This window comes from Escherichia sp. R1, from assembly GCF_003000935.1.
GTDB lineage: Bacteria > Pseudomonadota > Gammaproteobacteria > Enterobacterales > Enterobacteriaceae > Escherichia > Escherichia coli.
The window spans coordinates 189,977-211,768 of the sequence record NZ_PSRU01000006.1 but is presented as its reverse complement, the minus strand read 5'-3'; the positions used below and the strand labels follow the sequence as shown (position 1 = coordinate 211,768).

Sequence of the window (21,792 nt, the reverse complement as noted above, 5' to 3'; positions counted from 1 at the left end):
ATATGATATAAGTACCCATAGTTAAAATTATAAACGAAATGTCTTTACATTCACGTAATTTATGTTATGGATTGCATCATTATAAATTATTTTCAAATGCAGGGATTGTGAACATTATTCACAAAATGAATATATATAACTGCTCTATAAAATGATCAGTTCATTTATTTGAAGAGGATAATTATGATTATCGGTATCGACCTGGGTACAACTAACAGTTTGGCAGCTGTCTGGCGAAATGGACAAAGTGAACTGATCCCCAATGCGTTAGGTAAGTTTTTAACACCCAGCGTAGTTTGTGTTGACGAAGATGGTATGGTTTTGACAGGGGAGGCAGCTCGTGACCTGCAACTCATCAAACCACAAAACTGCGCATCAAATTTTAAACGCATGATGGGCACATCAAAGACGTTAAAACTGGGCGGACGGGAATTTCGTGCGGAAGAACTCTCATCGTTGATATTACGTCAGCTAAAAGAAGATGCAGAAAACTATTTGGGCGAAGAAGTCACTGAAGCGGTGATTAGCGTTCCCGCATATTTTGGTGATATGCAACGTAAAGCAACAAAAGCCGCTGCGACAATGGCAGGCTTAAATGTCGAACGTTTAATTAACGAACCAACCGCCGCTGCACTGGCGTATGGTTTGCATAATAAGGATGATGAACATCAATTTCTGGTATTCGATTTAGGTGGTGGTACGTTTGATGTCTCCATACTGGGGTTGTTTGACAATATTATGGAAGTACGTGCCAGTGCCGGGGATAACTTTTTAGGTGGTGAAGATATTGTCGATATCCTGATCGATGCATATTGCTCACGTCGGGATCTTCCTGAAAATATTGAATGGCGTGAACCGACACTCCAGCGGCATTTACGCATCGAGGCTGAGCGTGTCAAACGCGTGCTGAGTGTGCGAGATGAAGCCACTTTCAGTGTGGAGATTGAAGGAAGGCGATATTACTGGCATCTGACTACAGAAAAATTTGAATTTTTATTACAGACCTTTTTCGAACGAATCCATATGCCACTGGAGCGGGCAATTCGCGATGCCAAAATTAATATTAGCCAATTAGACCAGGTTGTTCTTGTGGGTGGCACTACACGTATGCCACTGATTCGCAAACTTGTGACACGATTATTTGGTCGTATACCGGCAATGCATTTAAACCCGGATGAAGTCATTGCCCAGGGCGCGGCTATTCAGGCTGCACTTAAAGCGCGGCACAGCGAATTACGAGATGTTGTAGTGACTGATGTTTGCCCTTATACGCTTGGCGTTGATACCTCTAAATCGCTGGGGCATACCCGCGAATCAGGCTATTTTGCACCCGTTATTGAGCGTAACAGGAGTATTCCTTGTAGTCGCGTTCGTGCCTTTTACACGGCACATGATCAACAAACAGAGGTTAATTTTAAAATCTACCAGGGTGAAAGCAGGATGGTGGCTGATAATATTTTCCTTGCGGAGTTGTCAGTGAATGTTCCGCCAAAACCGGCCGGTGATGTGCGTATTGATGTTCGTTTTACGTACGACATTAACGGTATTCTTGATGTCGATATCAGCGTGCCACTGACAGGTGCTAAAAATAGTCTGGTTATTGAACAGAATCCAGGGGCATTAACGGCAGAACAAATACAGCAGTCGTTGTCCAAATTAAGCCTGTTAAAAATTCACCCACGCGATGAACAGATAAACCAGGCCTTTATTGCCCGTCTTGATAATCTCTATCAACTCACCCTGGCGGAAACGCGAGACTGGATAAGCAATTGCTCCCGTCATTTCAGTTATCTACTCGAGAAGCAGGATCCTGATCAACTTGCTGATTTTCGGACTAAAGTTGAACCTACATTAGACTCTCTGGAAAGAGAACGTCTGCAATGAACTGCTGGGAAATATTAGCTTTACAACCAGGTGCGGAAGAACGAGATATTAAGCGTCGTTATGCGCAACTGGTAAAAAATTGCCGCCCGGAAGATGATCCCGCAGCCTGGCAACAATTGCACGATGCTTATGAACAGGCTTTACGTTATGACGACGAAGATCAGTGGCAAGAAGATGAAGAAGAGCAACCGATCAATATGTCCAGGGGTATTGTTCATCCTCGTCCTGTGATGACATTTCGCGCACTCAACACCTTTTCTGGTCATCCACTTCCTGATGTCACTATTAAATCAGAGGGGGAAGTCACCTGGCAAGCCGTGCTGGATATGCTCTGTGAGGAGAATGAAGCTATTCCCGAACACGCCCCCATGCAACTTGCTAAGGCGTTATCTTTCCTTGAGAAAAAAGATCTCAGCTCACGAATGTGCTTTGAAGAAGCGTTATTACTGCATCTTCATCGGGTATTCCGGCCATTATTAACTCTCGCTGCTGCACAAACTTTTAGATGGCATTTAGTCGCAGGCAGTCGTCAACCCGTAATCCAGACAGAAATTAACGAAAGTTGTCTTCTTTATTATCGCATCGAAAAACAAATTACCCCTTTCTTTGCCAGTAACTTGTCTCCACTGGAAGAAATGGAAAACGGGAAGGAAATGGCTACGATTTATCAATCATTAAAGGATAATGAAGAGAGCCTGAAATGGTTTGATATCGCAGTATTAAATAAAGTTGCTGAATTTGAACTATCAGACAACTATATGGCATTGTTAATAGAGTGTTTATCATATTCCTTGCGAAAAGAAAAAATGATTCGCAAGTGGAAATTAACAGAACGCTTCAATAATTTAGCAATGCAACATCATAGTGGATATAAAAAGCTGCTAAATGCCATAAAATTAAAAGGTCTTTTTTATTATCCATCTTCTGTATACCAGTCCTGCTTACATGCTGCAGAGCAAGGCTATTCGCTAGCCTGGTATTCTCTTGGCAAAATGTATTACGAAGGTGATGAGGTTTCACAGGATCTAAAATTAGCCTTTAACTGGTTTACCCGCGCCGCGCAGCATAATGTTATCGATGCTCTGTATGCGCTGGGTATCATGTATAGCGATGGAAGGGGCACGGATAAGAATATTTGTGAGGCACGAAAATGGTTTTTACTTGCTGCCCAAAATGGCAACACATCTGCGCAATATGAGCTTGCCCGTATCTCACGCTTTGCTGTTGAGCCATTACGAAATTATGAAGAAGCATTGCAGTGGTATTTATCTGCCGCCACACAAGGACATGAGGTTGCCCAGTATGAGTTGGGACAAATGTATATACAAGGGATTGGCGTGGAGCGCGATGAGGTTCAGGCCCATCGTTGGTTTTTGCAATCAGCAGAACAGGGATATTTACATGCGCAATATCATACTGCCAGGTTGTATAGCGGAAGTGAGAGTATTTCACAGGACCAGGAAAAAGCGCTGTACTGGTTTACCAAAGCAGCAAAAAATGGGGCAGATGGGGCAGGGGATGCCATGTATGAATTGGGGAAATATTATTTAACCAACAATGATGATCCTGAAAATAACGCAGAGGCTACTCAATGGCTTACTGGTGCAGCGCAGCGTGGTCGAATAGAGGCGATATTTTTGTTAGCTGAAATGTATCTGTACGGTACAAAAGATACCATAAAAGATGAAAATCATGCGCTGCACTGGTACGAAAAAGCGGCGCGTTTAGGGTCGACCGAGGCGCAGCACCAGACTGCGGCAATGTATGCTCAGGGGACGGGCACTAAAATTGATAATAAACAAGCATGGATGTGGCTAACAATTGCCGGAAATAACAACCCCTGGATTGAAAAAGATGCGTTGCGATGCTTAATGTCTGAACAGGATATTCAGGATGCAGAACAAACGGCTGCAAATTGCAAACGTCTGCTAAGGATTTAATTAACTCAGGGAAAATCGTCTGGTTATAAGGAAAACCAGACGATTGTAATAACGATTAAATCACGCCCTGGCTTAACATCGCATCCGCAACCTTCACAAAACCGGCAATGTTCGCGCCCTGCACGTAGTTGGTTTGCTCACCTTCACCACCATGCTCAACACAGGCATGGTGGATATCCAGCATGATGTGATGCAAACGTGCGTCAACTTTCTCGGCTTTCCAGCCCAGGCGCGCAGCGTTTTGCGCCATTTCCAGGCCCGATGTTGCTACACCGCCAGCATTAGCCGCTTTACCCGGTGCAAACAGTACGCCTGCCTGCTGGAACAGTTCAGTCGCTTCGATGGTGGTCGGCATATTTGCCCCTTCGGCGACGGCTTTAACGCCATTGGCGATAAGCTGATGCGCGGCGTCAACATCCAGTTCGTTCTGGGTGGCGCAAGGCAGGGCGATATCAACCGGTACAGACCACGGCTGTTGGCCTTCGAGATAGACCAGACCAAATTCTTTGGCGTAATCTGCCACTCGACCATCGCGGCTGGCTTTGATTTCGATAAGACGCGCCAGTTTTTCTTTCGTGAATCCGCTTTCATCAACTACAGTGCCGCTGGAGTCTGACGCAGTGATCACTCGAGCACCAAATTCCATCGCTTTTTCGATAGCGTACTGGGCGACGTTGCCGGAGCCAGAAACGGAAACGCGCATTCCTTCAAAACCCATACCGTGGCGTTTTAGCATTGCTTCTGTGAAATAAACCAGACCGTAGCCGGTAGCTTCCGGGCGAATAAGACTGCCGCCAAATGAAAGGCCCTTACCGGTGAAGACGCAGGCGGTATTGTTGGAGAGCTTTTTCATCATCCCCGCCATAAAGCCGACTTCACGACCACCAACGCCGATATCACCTGCCGGAACGTCAGTATCCGCGCCCAGGTGGCGATACAGTTCAGTCATCAGCGCCTGGCAGAAACGCATAACTTCGCCTTCGCTTTTTCCTTTCGGGTCGAAATCGCTGCCGCCTTTACCACCGCCCATCGGTAGAGTAGTCAGGGCATTTTTGAAGGTTTGTTCGAAGCCGAGGAATTTGAGAATGGAGAGGTTAACTGACGGATGGAAGCGCATACCGCCTTTGTACGGGCCGATGGCAGAGCTGAACTGCACACGCCATGCACGGTTGACCTGCACCTGGTTGCGATCATCAACCCATACTACGCGAAATTGGATCACGCGCTCCGGTTCAACCAGACGCTCCAGTAATGACATCTGACGATATTTGGGATTTTGTTCAAGAAAAGGCCAGAGTGTGGTCATTACTTCACGAACGGCTTGCGCGAACTCGGTTTGATTCGGGTCGCGCTTTTGGACATGGTTGAGGAATGACTCCAGAGAATATGTCTGATCCATAGATATAAAACCCTTATATATTAATACGATTATGCTTATGTTGTTTATGTCATGTGCTTTTGCAGTTTTCGACTATACCATCAAGAATGTGACGGTAAGCAAGAAAAAAATGACCCAGGAAAGCAAATTAATAACGAGAGTAATCTCATAACCAAATGCGATAACTCAGACGCTAAAGTTTTGCCGCCCGGCTACCGTTATCTGTAGAAGAGACAATAACGTTAAGGAGTTCCCTGTGAGTCGAGCATTGATCGCCGTAGTATTAGCATTTCCATTAATTACACTGGCTAACCCGCATTATCATCCGGACGTGGAGGTAAACGTACCGCCAGAAGTGTTCAGTTCAGGCGGGCAGTCAGCGCAGCCCTGTACTCAGTGCTGCGTTTATCAGGATCAAAATTATTCTGAAGGGGCAGTAATTAAAGCCGAAGGAATACTGCTGCAATGCCAACGGGATGACAAAACCCTAAGCACTAATCCGCTGGTCTGGCGGCGCGTGAAGCCATAAACGCCTCTAATAATGGAATGTCAGCAGGGGCCAGCGGATATCGCAGCGCCTCTTCAGGTGAGCACCAGACCAGCGCCTGATGTTCATGTGCCTGTAACGTCCCGTGGAAGTCGGGTACGTGCCAGGCATGAAGATGGATAATCCGCCCCGAAACTTCTCGCTGATGGCTGGCAACATAGTCACCAACAGTTGCTTCGATGCCCAGTTCTTCGTTTAACTCACGCACCAGCGCCTGCCGCTGGCTTTCATCCGGCTCGACTTTACCACCGGCAAACTCCCATAATCCCGCCTGATCGCTATGGGCAGGGCGTTGCGCGAGTAAAATTTTGCCATCACGTTCGATGATGGCGGCAACAACTTCAATCATTTTCATAAATTACACACGGGCAGATAAGCGAAAAATGCCATAATATCCGCACTGTTGCTCAATCAGAAAGGCTTTATATTTAAGGAGTGCCTGTGCTAGACCGCCATCTTCATCCCCGGATTAAACCGTTGTTGCATCAGTGCGTGCGGGTTCTTGATAAACCGGGCATTACGCCAGATGGTTTAACATTAGTGGGATTTGCCATCGGCGTGCTGGCACTGCCTTTTCTGGCGCTGGGCTGGTATCTGGCGGCACTAGTCGCCATTTTGTTGAACAGGCTGCTTGATGGTCTGGACGGTGCGCTGGCGCGGCGCAGAGGGCTTACCGACGCGGGCGGCTTTCTCGATATTTCTCTCGATTTTCTTTTTTACGCGCTGGTGCCTTTTGGGTTTATCCTCGCCGCACCGGAGCAAAACGCCCTGGTAGGCGGCTGGCTGCTGTTTGCGTTTATCGGCACGGGCAGCAGTTTTCTCGCTTTTGCTGCGCTGGCGGCGAAACATCAGATTGATAATCCTGGTTATGCGCATAAATCGTTTTATTATCTGGGCGGGTTAACCGAAGGCAGCGAGACGATTTTGCTGTTTGTTCTGAGTTGCCTCTTTCCGGCCTGTTTTCCGTGGTTTGCGTGGGTATTTGGTGCGTTGTGCTGGATGACGACCTTTACGCGGGTGTGGAGTGGGTATCTGACGCTGAAGTCGCTCCAGCGTCAGTAATTGCAATGTTATTTACTGCTGTCCGGGCCGCGTTCACCGGTTGCTACCGGATTTTTTGGATCGCTGCTCCATTCGTACCAGACACCGTCGTAAACGGAGACGTTATTCCAGCCCATTGCGCGTGCGTAAATAAAGGTTTCTGACGCGCGCCAGCCAGTGCCGCAGTAGAATGAAACTTGCTGATCTGGTTTGATATTCCATGCTTTCCACATAGCGGTTATATCATCGGCGCTGCGCATGGTGCCATCCGGGTTATGGAAATCTTCCATATGCGTCGAGTCGCTACCTGCGTGTCCCCAACGTGCTCCGGCTATTTCACCTTTTGGTTTAATATAGCTGTAACCGCTGGTCGTACCGATAAATTCTGGCCACGAACGAATGCTCACCAGCGATGCATCCTGGCGATGCAGCAGTCCACGCGCTTGTTCCATATCAAGCATCAGTTGCGGTTGTGCCGGGATCTTCACGCCGAAATCCGGTTCCGCTTTCACTTTCGGTGGCGTTCCGCGCTCAACGGGCAGACCCGCGTCGGACCAGGTTTGCCAGCCTCCGTCCAGCAGGCGCACATCTTTCACGCCGGCATAAAGCATAATTTGCGCCACACGCGCTGCAGCGTATACGTCACGCCCGTACAGAATGACCGTGGTGTCATGGCGAATACCGTGTTTTGCCAGCATCGCTTTCAGTTGTTCATCAGAAACTTTGTTCCACAGCGGTTCGCTTTCCACTTCGTTGGTGTCGATGTAGTCAGCGCCGGGAATATGGCTGATAAGGTAAAATTTTGGAGCGCCCCAGGCCGCTTCAATGACTTTCCAGTCACCGGCAGGTTTCGCCGTAACCTCTTTACCTTGTTGCAGGTCATGCAGCCACTGCGGATATACCAGCTGTTCAAAGTGCGGCAGTTTTTGCAGACGGGAAGGTTCGCTTAGCGCGTCACTCAGGATGGAGATATGCGTAAAACCTGCTTTTTGCAGTCGCGTTTTGACGGCGTCGACATCTTTGTCATTACCGTACAGCGCCACCGGGGCATCGGCTTTCAGGTTATGTTGCTTGATCCACTCGTTGAGCTGTTCGGTGCTCATTTTGTCGAGCCAGCTAGCAGAGAGGTTTAAGGCGGCAGGTTCATGACCGGAAGGGCCATTTAAGGTTTGTGGCCAGCCGTTATAAAACGCGCTGGGGCGAGTATCAATCGCTTTGCCATTTTGTTGTTGAAGCTGGTCAAGTGTAAGAGGCTTCGCCAGTTCAGCGGCCCACGAAGAAGCGCAAGCCAGCCCTAAAGCCATTGCCAGCGCGGTCATTTGAGAAACACGTTTCATCGAAAATCCCGACATTGTAGTTTTGAGAGCGCCATTCTGAACTGACGCATCGGGAAAAACTTTGCGTTATCGCAGTTTGTTGTAATTTTCTGACCACTGCGCCATATCCAGAACGGGGCTATCAGGAGGAACATCCTGAAGATCGTGCGTCACCTGCACAACAGGGATCGCCATGGCGCGAATTTCGCTGAACACCCAATGGCGAAAATTATCGCGCAGAGTCACATCAAGACGGCTGAATGGCTCATCCAGTAGCAACGCTTTTGGCTGAGCGAGAAGGGCGCGAAGCAGAGCAACGCGCGCTCGCTGACCGCCAGACAAAGTGGCAGGATCCTGATGGAACGCTCCGTCAAGGCCTGAACGCTCAAGTGCATCATTCACGGCATTACGTCGGGCATTCCCGTTAAGTGTCGCCGGTAGCGCCAGCAGTAAATTTTTCCCGACGCTGAACTGGTCAAATAACAGTGCATCCTGGAAAAGAATGCCAATCTGACGCTGTGCGGTGGGTAGCATGTCAATCCGTTGCTCATTAAGCCATAGCTCCCCTGTACAAGAAAACTGTCCAGCCAGCGCACCAATCATCCACGAAAACAGAGTGGATTTCCCGCAGCCGGATGGTCCCATTAACGTGACAATGTCACCTTTATCTACTGTAAAGTTAACGTTTGTCAGCAAGCGGCTTTCTGGTAAACGTAGCGAAACATTTTTCACGCAGAGCATTAGCGGAGTCCTTGTCTGACATAACCTACCCATTTTGCGACTAACGCGGTCAGGGCAAAAATAATAAGCGGTAACAGCAGTTGCCATAAAGCCTGGGCGGCGAGAATACCGTTGCTGCCGCCGCTGCTTAATGCCACCGCTTCAGTGGTGAGCGTCGGAAAACGCCCCGCGCCCAGCCACAGCGTCGGCATATACTGCGCAATACTGACTGAAAATCCCACCGCGAAGGCAATCAGCGCAGGGCGCAACATGAGTGGGCATTTTACGTAAAAGAAGATTTTGGCCCGCGACCAGCCCAGTGTTTGCGCAATCAAAATTAACCGTGAATCAATGCGCTGCCAGGCGGGTTGCAGGATAAACAGCATCCACGGCATTACCCATAGCAGATGCCCCCAGACCACCGCCGTCCAGCTTCCATCCAGGTTCAGCCATAGCGCCAGCGTGTACTGGCCCGCCACCAGCGGCAGAGCGGGTAATAAAATGGGCAACCATAGCCACAACTGGCGACGCTGTGGCCCCCATTCCAGCCACAGCAGTAACAGGAGCAAAGCGATGAATGCCGCCACCAGCCCCATTGTCAGGCTGTTGATGAGCGCTTCACTATTGATCGTCGACTGATCCGCGAGGATCGCCAGCAGAACCACACACAGCACACCGGTTAAGGGTAAAAAACTCGCCAGCGTATTGCCTGGCAATAAAGGCGTGGCAGGCTTACGAACGCCATCTACGCGGGGAATAGTACGCCGCCAGCCACGCCATAGCAGATAGCCCAGCAAAACGTAGGCGGCGAGTAACAGCATCAGCAGCAGGCTGGCGAGTGCACCTTTCGTTTGTTGATCGGCGTCGCCCTGAGTTAACCACTGCCAGCTAATTACCGCCAGCGTCGGGGGATTACCTGGCCCAAGAATAATCGCCACATCCACGACCGACAGCGACCAGGCGACAATCGCCAGCATCGCCATTGCCAGCGCAGACGCGACGGAGGGCAACAGCAACCAGTTCAGGCATTGCCAGCGGCTGTAGCCCAGCGAATCCAGCACAATGAGTTGCTGCAACAGCCGTTTTTCGCTCAATACTGCCGCTAAGATCCACAGCAGAAATGCGCTTTCTTTCACCGCCAGGGTGAGGCCCAGCCCAATACCCAATTTGTCCATTGGCGGAGTGAAATACGGGAAATAGTCATAAAGCAGCCCTCCGTCAGCAAAGAGCAGAAGGGCGCTGGTGGCAAAAGCCACATGGGGAATGGCGAGCAGCCACGGCAGACGGGCGCACATACGCTGCCATTTCGGCCCTGGCCACAACGCCACAATCACCAGCAGGGCAATCAACAACGCCCCGACCGCCGCAATGGTTGTCGACACCAGCGTCGCCAGTAATGCCTGCGGTAACTGTGGATCGGCAAATAACGCCTGCCAGTGCGTCAACGACAAAGCAGGCGATATCAGCGTGAGAGCTGCCGGGATCAGCGGTGCATAAATCACCGCTATCATCGCCCACAGCAAAAAGATTAATGCGTACCGTAACGGTGTAGCCATTCTTGTTCCAGCGCATTTACCCAACCTGCGTGCGGTTCAGCCAGTACCGGCGGCAGATCCTGCGGCATTCTCGATTGCAATGTTTCGCGCTGCCCGTCAGGCAGTTTTTGCGGATCGAGAACAGAAGGATCGCCCCAGACAGCGGGATCTGCTTTACGCAGTTGCGCATCGGGTGAGAGCAGGAAATTGGCAACTACCTTCGCCGCAGCACTGGCATTCGCGTTGGCAGGAATGGTGACGAAATGGACGTTGCCAATCATCCCCTCGCGAAAACCAAAACTGTAACTGCTTGCAGGCAAATCGCCGCTGGCGATTTTTTGCTGCGCATGTGCAGGGTTAAAGGTCAGCGACAGGCGCAATGTGTTAGCTTTCAGCAGAGCATCCATCCGCGCGGGCGAAGGCGGGAAATCCTTTCCTTCGCGCCATAAATACGGATGCAGTGCATCAAGATATTGCCACAAGGGCGCAGTGACGCGGGCGAAAGTCGCATCGTCCGGCGCTTCTTTTAATGCTGTGGGATCTGGCGTTAGCATAATCAGCAACTGTTCAAGAAACGCCGTGCCGGTAAAGTCCGGTGGGCGGGGATAGGTAACCGTGCCGGGATTGGCTTTAGCAAACTCCAGTAAGGCTTGCGGCGTTTGTGGTGGCTGTGGCGTAACATCGCGGCGGGCGATAAACGTCAGTTGTGCGCCGCCCCAGGGCGATTCAGCCCCTTCTGTAGGCACTGAAAAATCTTCCCGCACCGGAAGCTGTGTGTCGACATAGCGCCAGTTGGGCAGAGTCTCCGCCCAGCCCGTTTGTAATAAATTGGCCTCTTTTAAGGTGCGGAAGTTTTCGCCGTTCACCCAGAGCAGATCCACCGAACCGCCCGTTTTACGTCCGGCAGCAACTTCGGTCTGAATGCGTTTCACCGCGTCTGCGGCATCCGCGAGACGAACAATCTTCAGGTTTATAGCGTAATGGGTTTTCATCTCGCCGCTAACCCAGTCGAGATAGCGGTTAATTGCGGTATCGCCGCCCCAGGCGTTAAACCAGACGGTTTGTCCTTTGGCCTCATTTTTTATTTCCTGCCAGTCACTGGCATGTGTTGCCAAAGAAAACAGCGATAACAATCCCAGCAACCACCCACAAAGGCGCATCTTCTCTCCTTAAGAACGTTTTTCAGGAATACGGCACAGCCCCTGAGCGGGAATGTCCATGGCAGAATTAAAACGGGCTGACAGATTTTGCAGGCCTATCAATGCCGTCAGTTCGGTGAGCGCCTGAGCGTCAAAATGCGTAGCCAGTCGGGCGCGCAGGGCATCATCGACCGTTGGCGGCGTTACGCTTGCGGCTTCGGCGTACTCCAGCGCCAGCCGTTCTTCATCGCTAAAGAGCGGGCTTTGCCGCCAGTCAGCCACTGCCAGCAGTTTATCGGTGCTGCCGGTACGCTCGGCGACTTTCATACTGGTGATATCCACGCAAAACTCACACAGGCACATTTGCGCAATGCGCGCGCTGACAAGCGATCGTACTACCGGATCGAGCGGTGAGCGTTTGCGCTCCAGCCAGCCGACAAACATCGACACCAGATAAAAGATAAACGGGATCCGCCCCCACCAGCGAATCGGGCTTAGCACCTCGCCGTAATGGCGACGATGCAGCCACGTCTGCGGACGTAAAATGAAAGGAATTTTGCTAAGCGGCGGTAAACCCATCAGGCATTCCTCTTCTGGCGCTCAAGCCATATTTTCTTCGCCATAAAAATCACCACGGTCAGGGCAAACAGAATAAACAGTCCGGTGACAAACCAGAAAGTACCGCCTGTTAACATGCTGCCCGCCCAGGAATAAACAATAGTCGCCGGTAATTGACCAAGCCCGGTGGCGATAAAAAACGAGCGAAAACGTATTGAAGTCAAACCGGCAGCATAGCTGATTGGATCGAAAGGGACAAAAGGCAATAACCGACATACCAGGATGGTGTGTTTGCCGTAGCGAGTGAAAAAGCCGTCCATACTGTCAAGTACGGTTTTGCCGGTTAATTTTTCCACCACTTCGCGGCCCATCACTCTGGCGATAAAAAAGCACAGTGCCGCGCCGGCCATCGAACTGGTCCACGACAGTAAGCCGCCCCAGAACGCACCAAACAGCGACGCATTGGCAAAGGTGATCAAAAACGCAGGTAGCGGTGCAGCAATGGCCTGTAAAATCATCAACAAGAACGAGACAACTGCCGCTAGTGCGCCGTAAGACTGAATAAAGCGTTCTATACCCTGTTGGTCCACGGCGGCAAACGCCGCAACGCTGCGATTGATAAACTCATGGACGCCGGGAAGCAGCGCCCATGCCAGCAGCACAGCGAACAACAGGATGATGAGGGTTATACGGTAGTACCAGATTTTACGCGATTGCATCTTCATCATCCGTTATCCTGCTTTATTCGGTGATTTTAAAGGTAACCGTTGCCAGCGTGTTATCCGCCGGGAGAACTGAGGCATTGCCTTTGAATTTCACTTCGCCGCGTTTTTCCACCGCACCATAAGTGTATGTTGCATTGCTGACGATGCCGACCGGGCAGCTATCCAGACACACCAGGCAACCCGTTTTCTTCTCTTCTGCTGCCGTTAAATTACCGCCAAAGCGCATGTCCAGTTTCTTGCCATTACTGTCAACAATCACTTCATCGAAGGAATACGCTTTTGCCGCCCCTTGCCAGTTGACCGAAATATCCAGTTTGCTGCCTGTGACATGAGTCGTTTCTTTATTATCCATCGTCATGTTTTCGCCCGGCGTACCACCTGCCTCTTTCAGGGCTTCATAAAATGCTTTCGGGGTCGCATAACCCATAAACAGCGATTTATGTCCGTTGGAGCCATCTTTAAACACAATACCGTGACGAGTGTCGTCGGTGAGGAAACGACCATTAATTTGCACCAGCATGGTTACCGTATGGTTATTGGCATCGACACGCAGCGGTTGGCTGTTCGAAAGTCCGTCGTATTCCACTTTTGCAGCCGCATTCTCTTTTTGATCGCAGCCGCTAAGCCCAGCAACAGCCAGTAAGCAGAGTGCAGCCAGTCCTTTTTTCCATGACACTGAATAATGTTGCAACATCGTTCTATCCTTCATTTTTTGGGTGAGAAAGTGGGCTGCGGCGAGAAGCAGACAGATCCACATGTTTGTGTCGGGCGTAGAGTTTTGCGAGCTGGACGAGAATAAACAGCGCCAGGCCCGCCAGACAGAGTTGTAAAATAAAGCGCAGCGTAATGCCTTCATTGGCGAGATCGCTTGCCATCACGGTATAAATAACAATACCGGGTAGGGTCGTGAGTGCCGAAATAAGGGTATAAGGCCAGAAGGCGATTGTGGTTAATCCGTAAGCGTAATTTTGAATATTGTAAGGAAACAACGGTATTAAGCGGGTCAGAATAAGAAAATCAATACCGTTACGCGCAATGCCTTTTTCAATGGCCTGAAAGGTATGGCTATGACCAACGTATTTCAGCAGTAAATCACGTCCCAGCCAGCGCGCCAGCAGGAATGAGCACGAGGAGGCCAGCGTGGCGGCAATTAATGATAGTAGTGTCCCTAAGAGCGGGCCAAAAACTATTCCTCCCGCGATCACCAGTATGCTTCCTGGTAACAGAAAGAGGGTGGCAATGATGAATAACAGAATATAGAGGCTATAGCCGAACAATCCGCTCTGGCGAATGAGTGTCTGTAAGTGGGGTAAATCGGTGAGCAGATCGAATAAACCGAAAGCGTGGATAGCGTAAATGACCAGCGCAAAAATAAGACAGGCTAAAAGAAATTTACGCTCAGCGTTCATCGTGGAGTTTCCTATATCAAACTTGATAATAGAGAAGTGGTCAGACAACTAAAAACGCAGTGACGGTATAACAAAGGACGGCAGGCAACAAATCATTACTGACAGTTTGTTGATTTTTCTCAAGGTTAATTCTCCTGACCCAGTTTGAGCCAGGAGATCAGCTAAATTAGCGGCGGAAGGTCGCCCAGACGGGGGCGTGATCGGACGGTTTTTCCATGCTGCGAATTTCATAGTCGATGCCGGTTTCTACGCAACATTCTGCCAGCGGTTGGCTGGCGAGCAGCAGGTCGATGCGCAGACCGCGATTATCGTCAAAACCTTTTGAGCGGTAATCAAACCATGAGAAACGATCTGCTGTTTGCGGATTCGCATGGCGGAAGGTATCGACCAACCCCCAGCTCATCAGCCTCTCCATCCATTCGCGTTCCTCCGGAAGGAAAGAACATTTTCCGGTACGCAGCCAGCGCTTACGGTTCTCTTCGCCAATGCCAATATCCAGGTCGCCAGGACTGATATTCATATCGCCCATAATCAGCACCGGATTTTCACGCTTGAGTTCGGTTTCCAGGTAGTTTTGCAGATTCTGATAAAACTGCGCCTTTGCCGGGAATTTTATCGGATGGTCGCGGCTTTCACCCTGCGGGAAGTAACCGTTGATCACGGTGACATTGCCCAGCGGCGAGGGGATTTCCGCCATAATAATCCGCCGTTGCGCTTCTTCGTCGTCACCAGGAAAGCCGCGACGCACGGCAATCGGCGTCTCTTTGGTCAGCAGCGCCACGCCATAATGGCCTTTCTGCCCGTGATAAAACACGTTGTAGCCGAGCTTCGCCACCTCTTCGAGCGGAAACATATCGTCATGAACTTTTGTCTCCTGCAGGCCAATCACATCCGGTTGGTGCTTTTCGACGATGGCTTCAAGCTGGTGAGGTCTGGCGCGCAGGCCGTTGATATTAAAAGAGACAAATTTCATAGTCGCTGCCATTTATTCAGATAAAGAGTGCGTGGATGGTAGCAGAATTTCGCTTTGCTTACCGCCTGTTGTTAAGTGATTTGATCGATGGTTGTTAATGATGTCAACGATGGCGCAAAAAATGCCCGCTTTTGGTGCGCGTTGCGTCAGAATGGCGCAGTAATTTCCAGTAAATTTCGTCAATGATCACAATTCCAGAATTATATTTTACTTCTGCATAACATTGCGTTTTTTATTCTTTTTATTCACCCACATCGCAAACGTATTCACTTTATATGCACTTTAAATGCATATGATGTGGTTATAACTGCTTGATTTCCAGTTAGCCTCCGCCGTTTATGCACTTTTATCACTGGCTGGCACGAACCCTGCAATCTACATTTACAGCGCAAACATTACTTATTATTAACATATAAATAACGAATTATTTACTGTAGAGGTCGCTATGTCTCAGCCAATTACGCGTGAAAACTTTGATGAATGGATGATACCTGTTTACGCTCCGGCACCGTTTATACCGGTACGTGGCGAAGGTTCACGCTTGTGGGATCAGCAGGGGAAAGAGTATATCGACTTCGCGGGTGGCATTGCGGTGAACGCGCTGGGCCATGCGCATCCGGAACTGCGTGAGGCGCTGAACGAACAGGCGAGTAAGTTCTGGCATACCGGCAACGGTTACACCAACGAGCCGGTACTGCGACTGGCGAAAAAATTGATCGACGCCACGTTTGCCGATCGCGTCTTCTTTTGTAACTCCGGTGCGGAAGCCAACGAAGCGGCACTAAAACTGGCGCGTAAATTCGCTCACGACCGCTACGGCAGCCATAAGAGCGGCATCGTGGCGTTCAAAAATGCGTTTCATGGTCGCACGCTGTTTACTGTCAGTGCGGGTGGGCAGCCAGCCTATTCACAGGATTTTGCGCCACTGCCGCCGGATATTCGTCATGCTGCATATAACGATATTAACTCTGCCAGTGCGCTGATTGACGACGCCACCTGTGCGGTGATTGTCGAACCCATCCAGGGGGAAGGCGGTGTGGTGCCAGCCAGCAACGCATTTTTACAAGGTCTGCGTGAATTGTGTGACCGCCACAATGCGTTGCTGATCTTTGATGAAGTACAAACCGGTGTCGGGCGCACCGGGGAACTGTATGCCTGTATGCACTACGGCGTGACGCCTGATCTGTTAACTACCGCCAAAGCGCTGGGCGGCGGTTTCCCGGTTGGTGCGTTGTTGGCAACCGAAGAGTGCGCCAGCGTGATGACCGTTGGCACTCACGGCACCACCTATGGCGGCAATCCGCTGGCCTCGGCGGTGGCAGGCAAAGTGCTGGATCTCATCAACACGCCAGAGATGCTTAACGGGGTTAAACAGCGTCACGACTGGTTTGTTGAGCGTCTAAATTCCATTAATCACCACTACAGTTTGTTCAGTGAAGTTCGCGGCTTAGGTCTTTTGATTGGCTGTGTACTGAATGCCGATTACGCCGGGCAAGCGAAACAGATCTCTCAGGAAGCGGTGAAAGCAGGCGTGATGGTGCTGATTGCGGGGAGCAACGTGGTGCGCTTTGCGCCTGCGCTCAATGTCAGCGAAGAAGAGGTGACGACCGGACTGGATCGCTTTGCAGCTGCTTGCGAACACTTTGTTAGCCGAGGTTCATCATGATGGTCATTCGTCCCGTTGAACGCTCAGACGTTGCGGCGCTGATGCAGCTTGCCAGCAAAACGGGCGGCGGCCTGACGTCGCTTCCCGCCAATGAAGCCACGCTTTCGGTGCGTATTGAAAGGGCAATCAAAACCTGGCAAGGCGAACTGCCCAAAAGTGAGCAGGGTTATGTGTTTGTACTGGAAGATAGTGAGACAGGCACTGTGGCGGGGATTTGCGCCATTGAGGTGGCGGTTGGGCTGAACGATCCCTGGTACAACTATCGTGTCGGCACGCTGGTTCACGCTTCGAAAGAGCTGAATGTCTATAACGCATTGCCGACGCTGTTTCTCAGTAACGATCACACCGGCAGCAGCGAGCTGTGCACGCTGTTTCTCGACCCGGAGTGGCGCAAAGAGGGCAACGGCTATTTGCTGTCGAAATCGCGCTTTATGTTTATGGCGGCTTTTCGCGACAAGTTTAATGACAAAGTGGTCGCCGAAATGCGCGGGGTGATTGACGAACACGGCTATTCACCGTTCTGGCAAAGCCTCGGTAAACGCTTCTTTTCGATGGATTTTAGCCGCGCTGATTTTCTCTGCGGCACCGGGCAAAAGGCATTTATTGCAGAACTGATGCCGAAACATCCGATCTATACCCACTTTTTATCCCAGGAAGCCCAGGACGTCATCGGTCAGGTACATCCGCAAACCGCGCCTGCCCGTGCGGTGCTGGAGAAAGAAGGTTTTCGCTACCGTAACTATATCGACATCTTTGACGGCGGGCCGACACTTGAATGTGATATCGACCGCGTGCGCGCCATCCGTAAAAGTCGGCTGGTGGAAGTGGCTGAAGGGCAGCCTGCGCAGGGCGAATTCCCGGCCTGCCTGGTCGCCAATGAAAATTATCACCATTTCCGCGTGGTGCTGGTGCGTACCGATCCAGCGACCGGGCGTTTGATTTTAACCGCTGCACAACTGGATGCTCTCAAATGCCACGCAGGGGATCGCGTTCGTCTGGTGCGCCTGTGCGCAGAGGAGAAAACAGCATGACTTTATGGATCAACGGTGACTGGGTTACGGGCCAGGGCGCATCGCGTGTGAAGCGTAATCCGGTATCGGGCGAGGTGTTATGGCAGGGCAATGATGCCGATGCCGCTCAGGTCGGGCAGGCTTGTCGGGCTGCCCGTGCGGCGTTTCCGCGCTGGGCGCGTCTCTCCTTTGGCGATCGTCAGGTAAGAGTTGAACGCTTTGCCGGATTGCTGGAAAGCAATAAAGCCGAATTAACCGCGATTATTGCCAGAGAAACCGGTAAGCCGCGCTGGGAAGCGGCAACCGAAGTGACGGCGATGATCAATAAAATCGCGATATCAATTAAGGCGTATCACGTTCGTACCGGTGAGCAGCGTAGCGAAATGCCGGACGGCGCGGCGAGCCTGCGACATCGCCCGCACGGCGTGCTGGCGGTGTTTGGGCCGTATAATTTCCCTGGTCATTTGCCGAACGGACATATCGTTCCGGCATTGCTGGCAGGTAACACCATTATCTTTAAACCCAGCGAACTGACACCGTGGAGTGGCGACGCGGTAATGCGTTTATGGCAGCAGGCTGGCTTGCCGCCGGGCGTGCTGAACCTGGTGCAGGGCGGGCGTGCAACGGGTCAGGCGCTGAGTGCGCTGGAGGATCTCGACGGCTTGCTGTTTACCGGCAGCGCCAATACCGGCTACCAGCTGCATCGCCAGCTTTCCGGTCAGCCGGAGAAAATTCTCGCCCTTGAGATGGGCGGTAATAACCCGCTAATTATCGATGAGGTGGCGGATATCGATGCCGCTGTCCATCTGACCATTCAGTCGGCGTTTGTCACTGCCGGGCAACGCTGCACCTGCGCCCGCCGTTTATTTCTGAAAAGTGGAACGCAGGGCGATGCATTTCTTGCTCGCCTGGTTGCCGTCAGCCAGCGGTTAACGCCGGGCACTTGGGATGACGAACCGCAGCCATTTATTGGTGGGCTGATTTCTGAGCAGGCCGCACAGCAGGTGGTTACTGCCTGGCAGGAACTGGAGGCGATGGGCGGACGGACCCTGCTTGCGCCGCGCTTATTACAAGCAGGGACATCGTTGCTGACGCCGGGGATCATTGAAATGACAGGCGTTACTGGCGTGCCGGATGAAGAAGTGTTTGGGCCGTTATTGCGCGTCTGGCGTTATGACAATTTCGATGAAGCGATTCGAATGGCGAATAACACTCGCTTCGGCCTCTCTTGCGGTCTGGTTTCCCCCGAGCGGGAAAAATTCGATCAACTGTTGCTGGAGGCACGGGCGGGGATTGTTAACTGGAACAAACCGCTTACCGGTGCTGCCAGTACCGCGCCATTCGGCGGCATTGGCGCTTCCGGCAATCATCGCCCCAGCGCCGGGTATGCCGCAGATTATTGTGCCTGGCCGATGGCGAGCCTGGAGTCGGACTCGTTAACGTTGCCCGCAACGCTTAACCCCGGGCTGGATTTTTCCGATGAGGTGGTGCGATGAACGCCCGGGAAGTCAATTTTGACGGGCTGGTAGGGCTGACGCACCATTACGCGGGCCTGTCGTTTGGTAATGAAGCCTCTACCCGTCACCGTTTTCAGGTGTCTAACCCGCGACTGGCGGCAAAACAGGGCTTACTGAAAATGAAAAAACTTGCCGATGCGGGATTCCCCCAGGCCGTGATCCCGCCGCACGAGCGTCCGTTTATTCCGGTGCTGCGTCAGTTGGGATTCAGGGGTAGCGATGAGCAGGTACTGGAAAAAGTTGCACGCCAGGCACCGCACTGGCTTTCCAGCGTCAGTTCCGCTTCGCCAATGTGGGTAGCCAATGCGGCAACGATCGCGCCATCCGCCGATACGCTGGATGGCAAAGTGCATCTCACTGTTGCTAACCTGAACAATAAATTTCACCGTTCGCTGGAAGCCCCCGTCACCGAATCGCTGTTAAAAGCGATTTTTAACGACGAAGAGAAATTTAGCGTCCATTCGGCGTTGCCGCAGGTGGCTTTGCTCGGTGACGAAGGAGCCGCGAATCATAATCGTCTCGGCGGTCATTACGGTGAACCGGGAATGCAGATTTTTGTTTACGGGCGAGAGGAGGGCAATGATACCCGACCGTCCCGCTATCCGGCGCGGCAGACTCGCGAAGCCAGCGAGGCGGTGGCAAGGCTGAATCAGGTGAATCCACAGCAGGTGATTTTCGCCCAGCAAAACCCCGACGTTATCGACCAGGGCGTTTTTCATAATGATGTGATTGCCGTGAGTAACCGCCAGGTGCTGTTTTGCCATCAACAGGCGTTCGCTCGCCAGTCACAGTTACTGGCAAATCTGCGTGCACGGGTCAGTGGTTTTATGGCAATAGAGGTGCCCACGGCGCAGGTTTCCGTGTCAGATGCGGTGTCTGCTTATCTGTTTAACAGCCAACTGCTGAGCCGCGATGATGGTTCCATGATGTTGGTGCTGCCTCAGGAATGTCGGGAACATGCTGGAGTATGGCGTTATCTCAATGAATTGCTTGCTGCTGACAACCCAATAAGCTCACTAAAAGTTTTTGATTTACGTGAAAGCATGGCGAATGGCGGTGGCCCGGCGTGCCTGCGGTTGCGCGTGGTGTTGACAGAAGAAGAACGCCGGGCGGTGAATCCGGCGGTGATGATGAACGATACGCTGTTTAATGCGCTCAATGACTGGGTGGATCGTTACTACCGCGATCGTCTTACTGCGGCGGATCTTGCCGATCCACAATTGCTGCGCGAAGGAAGGGAAGCGCTGGATACACTGACTCAATTATTGGATCTTGGTTCGGTTTATCCATTCCAGCGCGAGGGAGGGGGCAATGGATAATTTTCTTGCTCTAACCTTAACGGGTAAAAAACCGGTTATAACCGAGCGAGAAATCAACGGCGTTCGCTGGCGCTGGCTGGGCGATGGTGTGCTGGAACTGACGCCATTAACGCCACCGCAAGGCGCGCTGGTGATTTCAGCGGGGATCCACGGTAATGAGACGGCACCTGTGGAAATGCTGGACGCGTTGCTTGGCGCGATATCTCACGGTGAGATCCCGTTACGTTGGCGGTTACTGGTGATCCTCGGGAATCCTCCTGCGCTGAAGCAAGGGAAACGTTATTGCCATAGCGATATGAATCGAATGTTTGGCGGTCGTTGGCAACTGTTTGCTGAAAGCGGGGAAACCTGTCGGGCGCGCGAACTGGAACAGTGCCTGGAAGATTTTTATGACCAGGGCAAAGAATCTGTGCGCTGGCACCTTGATCTACATACCGCAATTCGTGGCTCCTTGCATCCGCAGTTCGGTGTATTACCGCAACGCGACATTCCCTGGGACGAGAAATTTCTGACGTGGCTGGGTGCGGCGGGGCTGGAGGCGCTGGTGTTCCATCAGGAGCCTGGTGGTACGTTTACCCATTTCAGCGCCAGACATTTTGGCGCGCTGGCCTGTACGCTGGAACTTGGCAAAGCGTTGCCCTTTGGGCAAAACGATCTTCGCCAGTTTGCAGTAACTGCCAGCGCAATTGCTGCGCTGCTATCTGGTGAGAGTGTCGGTATCGTGAGAACACCGCCGCTCCGTTATCGGGTGGTTTCGCAAATTACTCGCCACTCGCCGTCCTTCGAAATGCATATGGCAAATGACACGCTGAATTTTATGCCGTTTGAGAAAGGAACATTGCTGGCGCAGGACGGGGAGGAACGTTTTACCGTAACCCATGATGTAGAGTATGTGTTATTCCCTAATCCGTTGGTAGCGTTGGGATTACGTGCGGGATTAATGCTCGAAAAAATAAGCTAATACTTACCCGCAGAAATCATTCTGCGGGTATTAAGTTGCTTTCTTATAAATTAATACAGATTAATCCTGGTTATTTGCTTTATTTATCACCAGTCATCCGGTATAGTTCTTCATAATCTCTGCAAAATCATCGTGTTGTAATATTCTTTCATCA

The 21,792-nt window shown here is 51.3% G+C and carries 20 protein-coding genes; 9 read left to right on the top strand and 11 right to left on the bottom strand.

Annotation, left to right across the window (positions count from 1 at the left end; genetic code table 11):
- The first annotated feature begins 183 nt into the window (after positions 1 to 183).
- Positions 184 to 1,884, top strand: a complete 1,701-nt coding sequence (locus tag C4F37_RS09975; RefSeq protein ID WP_001538824.1) for an Hsp70 family protein — start codon at positions 184 to 186, stop codon at positions 1,882 to 1,884.
- On the top strand, positions 1,881 to 3,824 hold the full coding sequence (locus tag C4F37_RS09970) for a J domain-containing protein (RefSeq protein WP_001538823.1): 1,944 nt from the start codon (positions 1,881 to 1,883) through the stop codon (positions 3,822 to 3,824). Before C4F37_RS09975 ends, C4F37_RS09970 begins: the two co-directional genes overlap by 4 nt.
- Before the next feature lie 55 nt (positions 3,825 to 3,879).
- Here the strand turns inward: C4F37_RS09970 and gdhA are convergent, their stop codons facing one another.
- On the bottom strand, positions 3,880 to 5,223 hold the full coding sequence (gdhA, locus tag C4F37_RS09965) for an NADP-specific glutamate dehydrogenase (RefSeq protein WP_000373044.1): 1,344 nt from the start codon (positions 5,221 to 5,223) through the stop codon (positions 3,880 to 3,882).
- Positions 5,224 to 5,458: 235 nt separating this feature from the next.
- Between gdhA and C4F37_RS09960 the strand changes: the two genes are divergently transcribed.
- Positions 5,459 to 5,731 carry a YnjH family protein gene (locus C4F37_RS09960; protein ID WP_000085248.1) on the top strand — a complete coding sequence of 91 codons (273 nt, stop codon included), beginning with the start codon at positions 5,459 to 5,461 and terminating at the stop codon, positions 5,729 to 5,731.
- Here C4F37_RS09960 and nudG read toward each other — a convergent pair.
- The gene (nudG, locus tag C4F37_RS09955; protein WP_000781864.1) at positions 5,697 to 6,104 is read right to left on the bottom strand and encodes a CTP pyrophosphohydrolase; all 408 of its coding nucleotides are present in this window, start codon (positions 6,102 to 6,104) and stop codon (positions 5,697 to 5,699) included. The two genes, C4F37_RS09960 and nudG, sit on opposite strands and share 35 nt — an antisense overlap.
- A gap of 86 nt (positions 6,105 to 6,190) precedes the next feature.
- On the opposite strand from nudG, the gene C4F37_RS09950 reads away from it, so the two are divergent.
- On the top strand, positions 6,191 to 6,811 hold the full coding sequence (locus C4F37_RS09950; RefSeq protein ID WP_001313900.1) for a CDP-alcohol phosphatidyltransferase family protein: 621 nt from the start codon (positions 6,191 to 6,193) through the stop codon (positions 6,809 to 6,811).
- An 8-nt stretch (positions 6,812 to 6,819) separates the two neighbouring features.
- Here C4F37_RS09950 and ynjE read toward each other — a convergent pair whose 3' ends face one another.
- The 9 genes from ynjE to xthA all read right to left on the bottom strand — a co-directional run bounded on the left by ynjE (position 6,820) and on the right by xthA (position 15,165).
- Complete coding sequence (gene ynjE / locus C4F37_RS09945) at positions 6,820 to 8,127, bottom strand: thiosulfate sulfurtransferase YnjE (RefSeq protein WP_106106708.1); 1,308 nt, start codon at positions 8,125 to 8,127, stop codon at positions 6,820 to 6,822.
- Between the two features lie 66 nt (positions 8,128 to 8,193).
- Positions 8,194 to 8,847, bottom strand: coding sequence for an ATP-binding cassette domain-containing protein (locus C4F37_RS09940; protein ID WP_001538821.1), 654 nt, complete (start codon positions 8,845 to 8,847; stop codon positions 8,194 to 8,196).
- Positions 8,847 to 10,382, bottom strand: a complete 1,536-nt coding sequence (locus C4F37_RS09935) for an ABC transporter permease subunit (RefSeq protein ID WP_001557005.1) — start codon at positions 10,380 to 10,382, stop codon at positions 8,847 to 8,849. The genes C4F37_RS09940 and C4F37_RS09935 overlap by 1 nt, the downstream gene beginning before the upstream one ends.
- The gene (locus C4F37_RS09930; RefSeq protein WP_001538819.1) at positions 10,355 to 11,521 is read right to left on the bottom strand and encodes an ABC transporter substrate-binding protein; all 1,167 of its coding nucleotides are present in this window, start codon (positions 11,519 to 11,521) and stop codon (positions 10,355 to 10,357) included. Before C4F37_RS09930 ends, C4F37_RS09935 begins: the two co-directional genes overlap by 28 nt.
- A gap of 9 nt (positions 11,522 to 11,530) precedes the next feature.
- Complete coding sequence (locus tag C4F37_RS09925) at positions 11,531 to 12,079, bottom strand: carboxymuconolactone decarboxylase family protein (RefSeq protein ID WP_000524093.1); 549 nt, start codon at positions 12,077 to 12,079, stop codon at positions 11,531 to 11,533.
- Positions 12,079 to 12,786 carry a TVP38/TMEM64 family protein gene (locus tag C4F37_RS09920; RefSeq protein WP_000977153.1) on the bottom strand — a complete coding sequence of 236 codons (708 nt, stop codon included), beginning with the start codon at positions 12,784 to 12,786 and terminating at the stop codon, positions 12,079 to 12,081. The genes C4F37_RS09925 and C4F37_RS09920 overlap by 1 nt, the downstream gene beginning before the upstream one ends.
- 13 nt (positions 12,787 to 12,799) lie before the next feature.
- Positions 12,800 to 13,477, bottom strand: coding sequence for a lipoprotein YdjY (gene ydjY / locus C4F37_RS09915; RefSeq protein WP_000939207.1), 678 nt, complete (start codon positions 13,475 to 13,477; stop codon positions 12,800 to 12,802).
- A 4-nt stretch (positions 13,478 to 13,481) separates the two neighbouring features.
- Positions 13,482 to 14,192, bottom strand: a complete 711-nt coding sequence (locus tag C4F37_RS09910; RefSeq protein ID WP_001304313.1) for a TVP38/TMEM64 family protein — start codon at positions 14,190 to 14,192, stop codon at positions 13,482 to 13,484.
- Between the two features lie 166 nt (positions 14,193 to 14,358).
- Complete coding sequence (gene xthA, locus C4F37_RS09905) at positions 14,359 to 15,165, bottom strand: exodeoxyribonuclease III (protein ID WP_000673927.1); 807 nt, start codon at positions 15,163 to 15,165, stop codon at positions 14,359 to 14,361.
- Between the two features lie 445 nt (positions 15,166 to 15,610).
- Between xthA and astC the strand changes: the two genes are divergently transcribed.
- Genes astC through astE form a run of 5 tightly spaced genes read left to right on the top strand, consistent with a single transcriptional unit; the run spans position 15,611 to position 21,638 of the window.
- The gene (gene astC / locus C4F37_RS09895; RefSeq protein ID WP_001538818.1) at positions 15,611 to 16,831 is read left to right on the top strand and encodes a succinylornithine/acetylornithine transaminase; all 1,221 of its coding nucleotides are present in this window, start codon (positions 15,611 to 15,613) and stop codon (positions 16,829 to 16,831) included.
- Positions 16,828 to 17,862 carry an arginine N-succinyltransferase gene (astA, locus tag C4F37_RS09890; RefSeq protein WP_001538817.1) on the top strand — a complete coding sequence of 345 codons (1,035 nt, stop codon included), beginning with the start codon at positions 16,828 to 16,830 and terminating at the stop codon, positions 17,860 to 17,862. The genes astC and astA overlap by 4 nt, the downstream gene beginning before the upstream one ends.
- Positions 17,859 to 19,337, top strand: coding sequence for a succinylglutamate-semialdehyde dehydrogenase (astD, locus tag C4F37_RS09885; RefSeq protein ID WP_001538816.1), 1,479 nt, complete (start codon positions 17,859 to 17,861; stop codon positions 19,335 to 19,337). Before astA ends, astD begins: the two co-directional genes overlap by 4 nt.
- Entirely contained in the window at positions 19,334 to 20,677 is a 1,344-nt protein-coding gene (gene astB, locus C4F37_RS09880; protein WP_001773935.1) for an N-succinylarginine dihydrolase, read from the top strand. The genes astD and astB overlap by 4 nt, the downstream gene beginning before the upstream one ends.
- A complete protein-coding gene (gene astE / locus C4F37_RS09875) occupies positions 20,670 to 21,638 on the top strand; it encodes a succinylglutamate desuccinylase (RefSeq protein WP_000368502.1) in 969 nt (322 codons plus the stop codon). Before astB ends, astE begins: the two co-directional genes overlap by 8 nt.
- Positions 21,639 to 21,792: the final 154 nt, after the last annotated feature.

Excerpts from the sequence above, each read along its gene's own strand:
- ynjE (WP_106106708.1), bottom strand. The coding sequence starts at position 8,127 with ATGAAACGTGTTTCTCAAATGACCGCGCTGGCAATGGCTTTAGGGCTG.
- nudG (WP_000781864.1), bottom strand. The coding sequence starts at position 6,104 with ATGAAAATGATTGAAGTTGTTGCCGCCATCATCGAACGTGATGGCAAA.
- C4F37_RS09925 (WP_000524093.1), bottom strand. The coding sequence starts at position 12,079 with ATGGGTTTACCGCCGCTTAGCAAAATTCCTTTCATTTTACGTCCGCAG.
- astB (WP_001773935.1), top strand. The coding sequence starts at position 19,334 with ATGAACGCCCGGGAAGTCAATTTTGACGGGCTGGTAGGGCTGACGCAC.
- C4F37_RS09975 (WP_001538824.1), top strand. The coding sequence starts at position 184 with ATGATTATCGGTATCGACCTGGGTACAACTAACAGTTTGGCAGCTGTC.
- ydjY (WP_000939207.1), bottom strand. The coding sequence starts at position 13,477 with ATGTTGCAACATTATTCAGTGTCATGGAAAAAAGGACTGGCTGCACTC.
- C4F37_RS09970 (WP_001538823.1), top strand. The coding sequence starts at position 1,881 with ATGAACTGCTGGGAAATATTAGCTTTACAACCAGGTGCGGAAGAACGA.
- C4F37_RS09935 (WP_001557005.1), bottom strand. The coding sequence starts at position 10,382 with ATGGCTACACCGTTACGGTACGCATTAATCTTTTTGCTGTGGGCGATG.
- C4F37_RS09940 (WP_001538821.1), bottom strand. The coding sequence starts at position 8,847 with ATGCTCTGCGTGAAAAATGTTTCGCTACGTTTACCAGAAAGCCGCTTG.
- gdhA (WP_000373044.1), bottom strand. The coding sequence starts at position 5,223 with ATGGATCAGACATATTCTCTGGAGTCATTCCTCAACCATGTCCAAAAG.
- xthA (WP_000673927.1), bottom strand. The coding sequence starts at position 15,165 with ATGAAATTTGTCTCTTTTAATATCAACGGCCTGCGCGCCAGACCTCAC.
- C4F37_RS09930 (WP_001538819.1), bottom strand. The coding sequence starts at position 11,521 with ATGCGCCTTTGTGGGTGGTTGCTGGGATTGTTATCGCTGTTTTCTTTG.
- astC (WP_001538818.1), top strand. The coding sequence starts at position 15,611 with ATGTCTCAGCCAATTACGCGTGAAAACTTTGATGAATGGATGATACCT.
- astE (WP_000368502.1), top strand. The coding sequence starts at position 20,670 with ATGGATAATTTTCTTGCTCTAACCTTAACGGGTAAAAAACCGGTTATA.
- astD (WP_001538816.1), top strand. The coding sequence starts at position 17,859 with ATGACTTTATGGATCAACGGTGACTGGGTTACGGGCCAGGGCGCATCG.
- C4F37_RS09920 (WP_000977153.1), bottom strand. The coding sequence starts at position 12,786 with ATGATGAAGATGCAATCGCGTAAAATCTGGTACTACCGTATAACCCTC.
- astA (WP_001538817.1), top strand. The coding sequence starts at position 16,828 with ATGATGGTCATTCGTCCCGTTGAACGCTCAGACGTTGCGGCGCTGATG.
- C4F37_RS09910 (WP_001304313.1), bottom strand. The coding sequence starts at position 14,192 with ATGAACGCTGAGCGTAAATTTCTTTTAGCCTGTCTTATTTTTGCGCTG.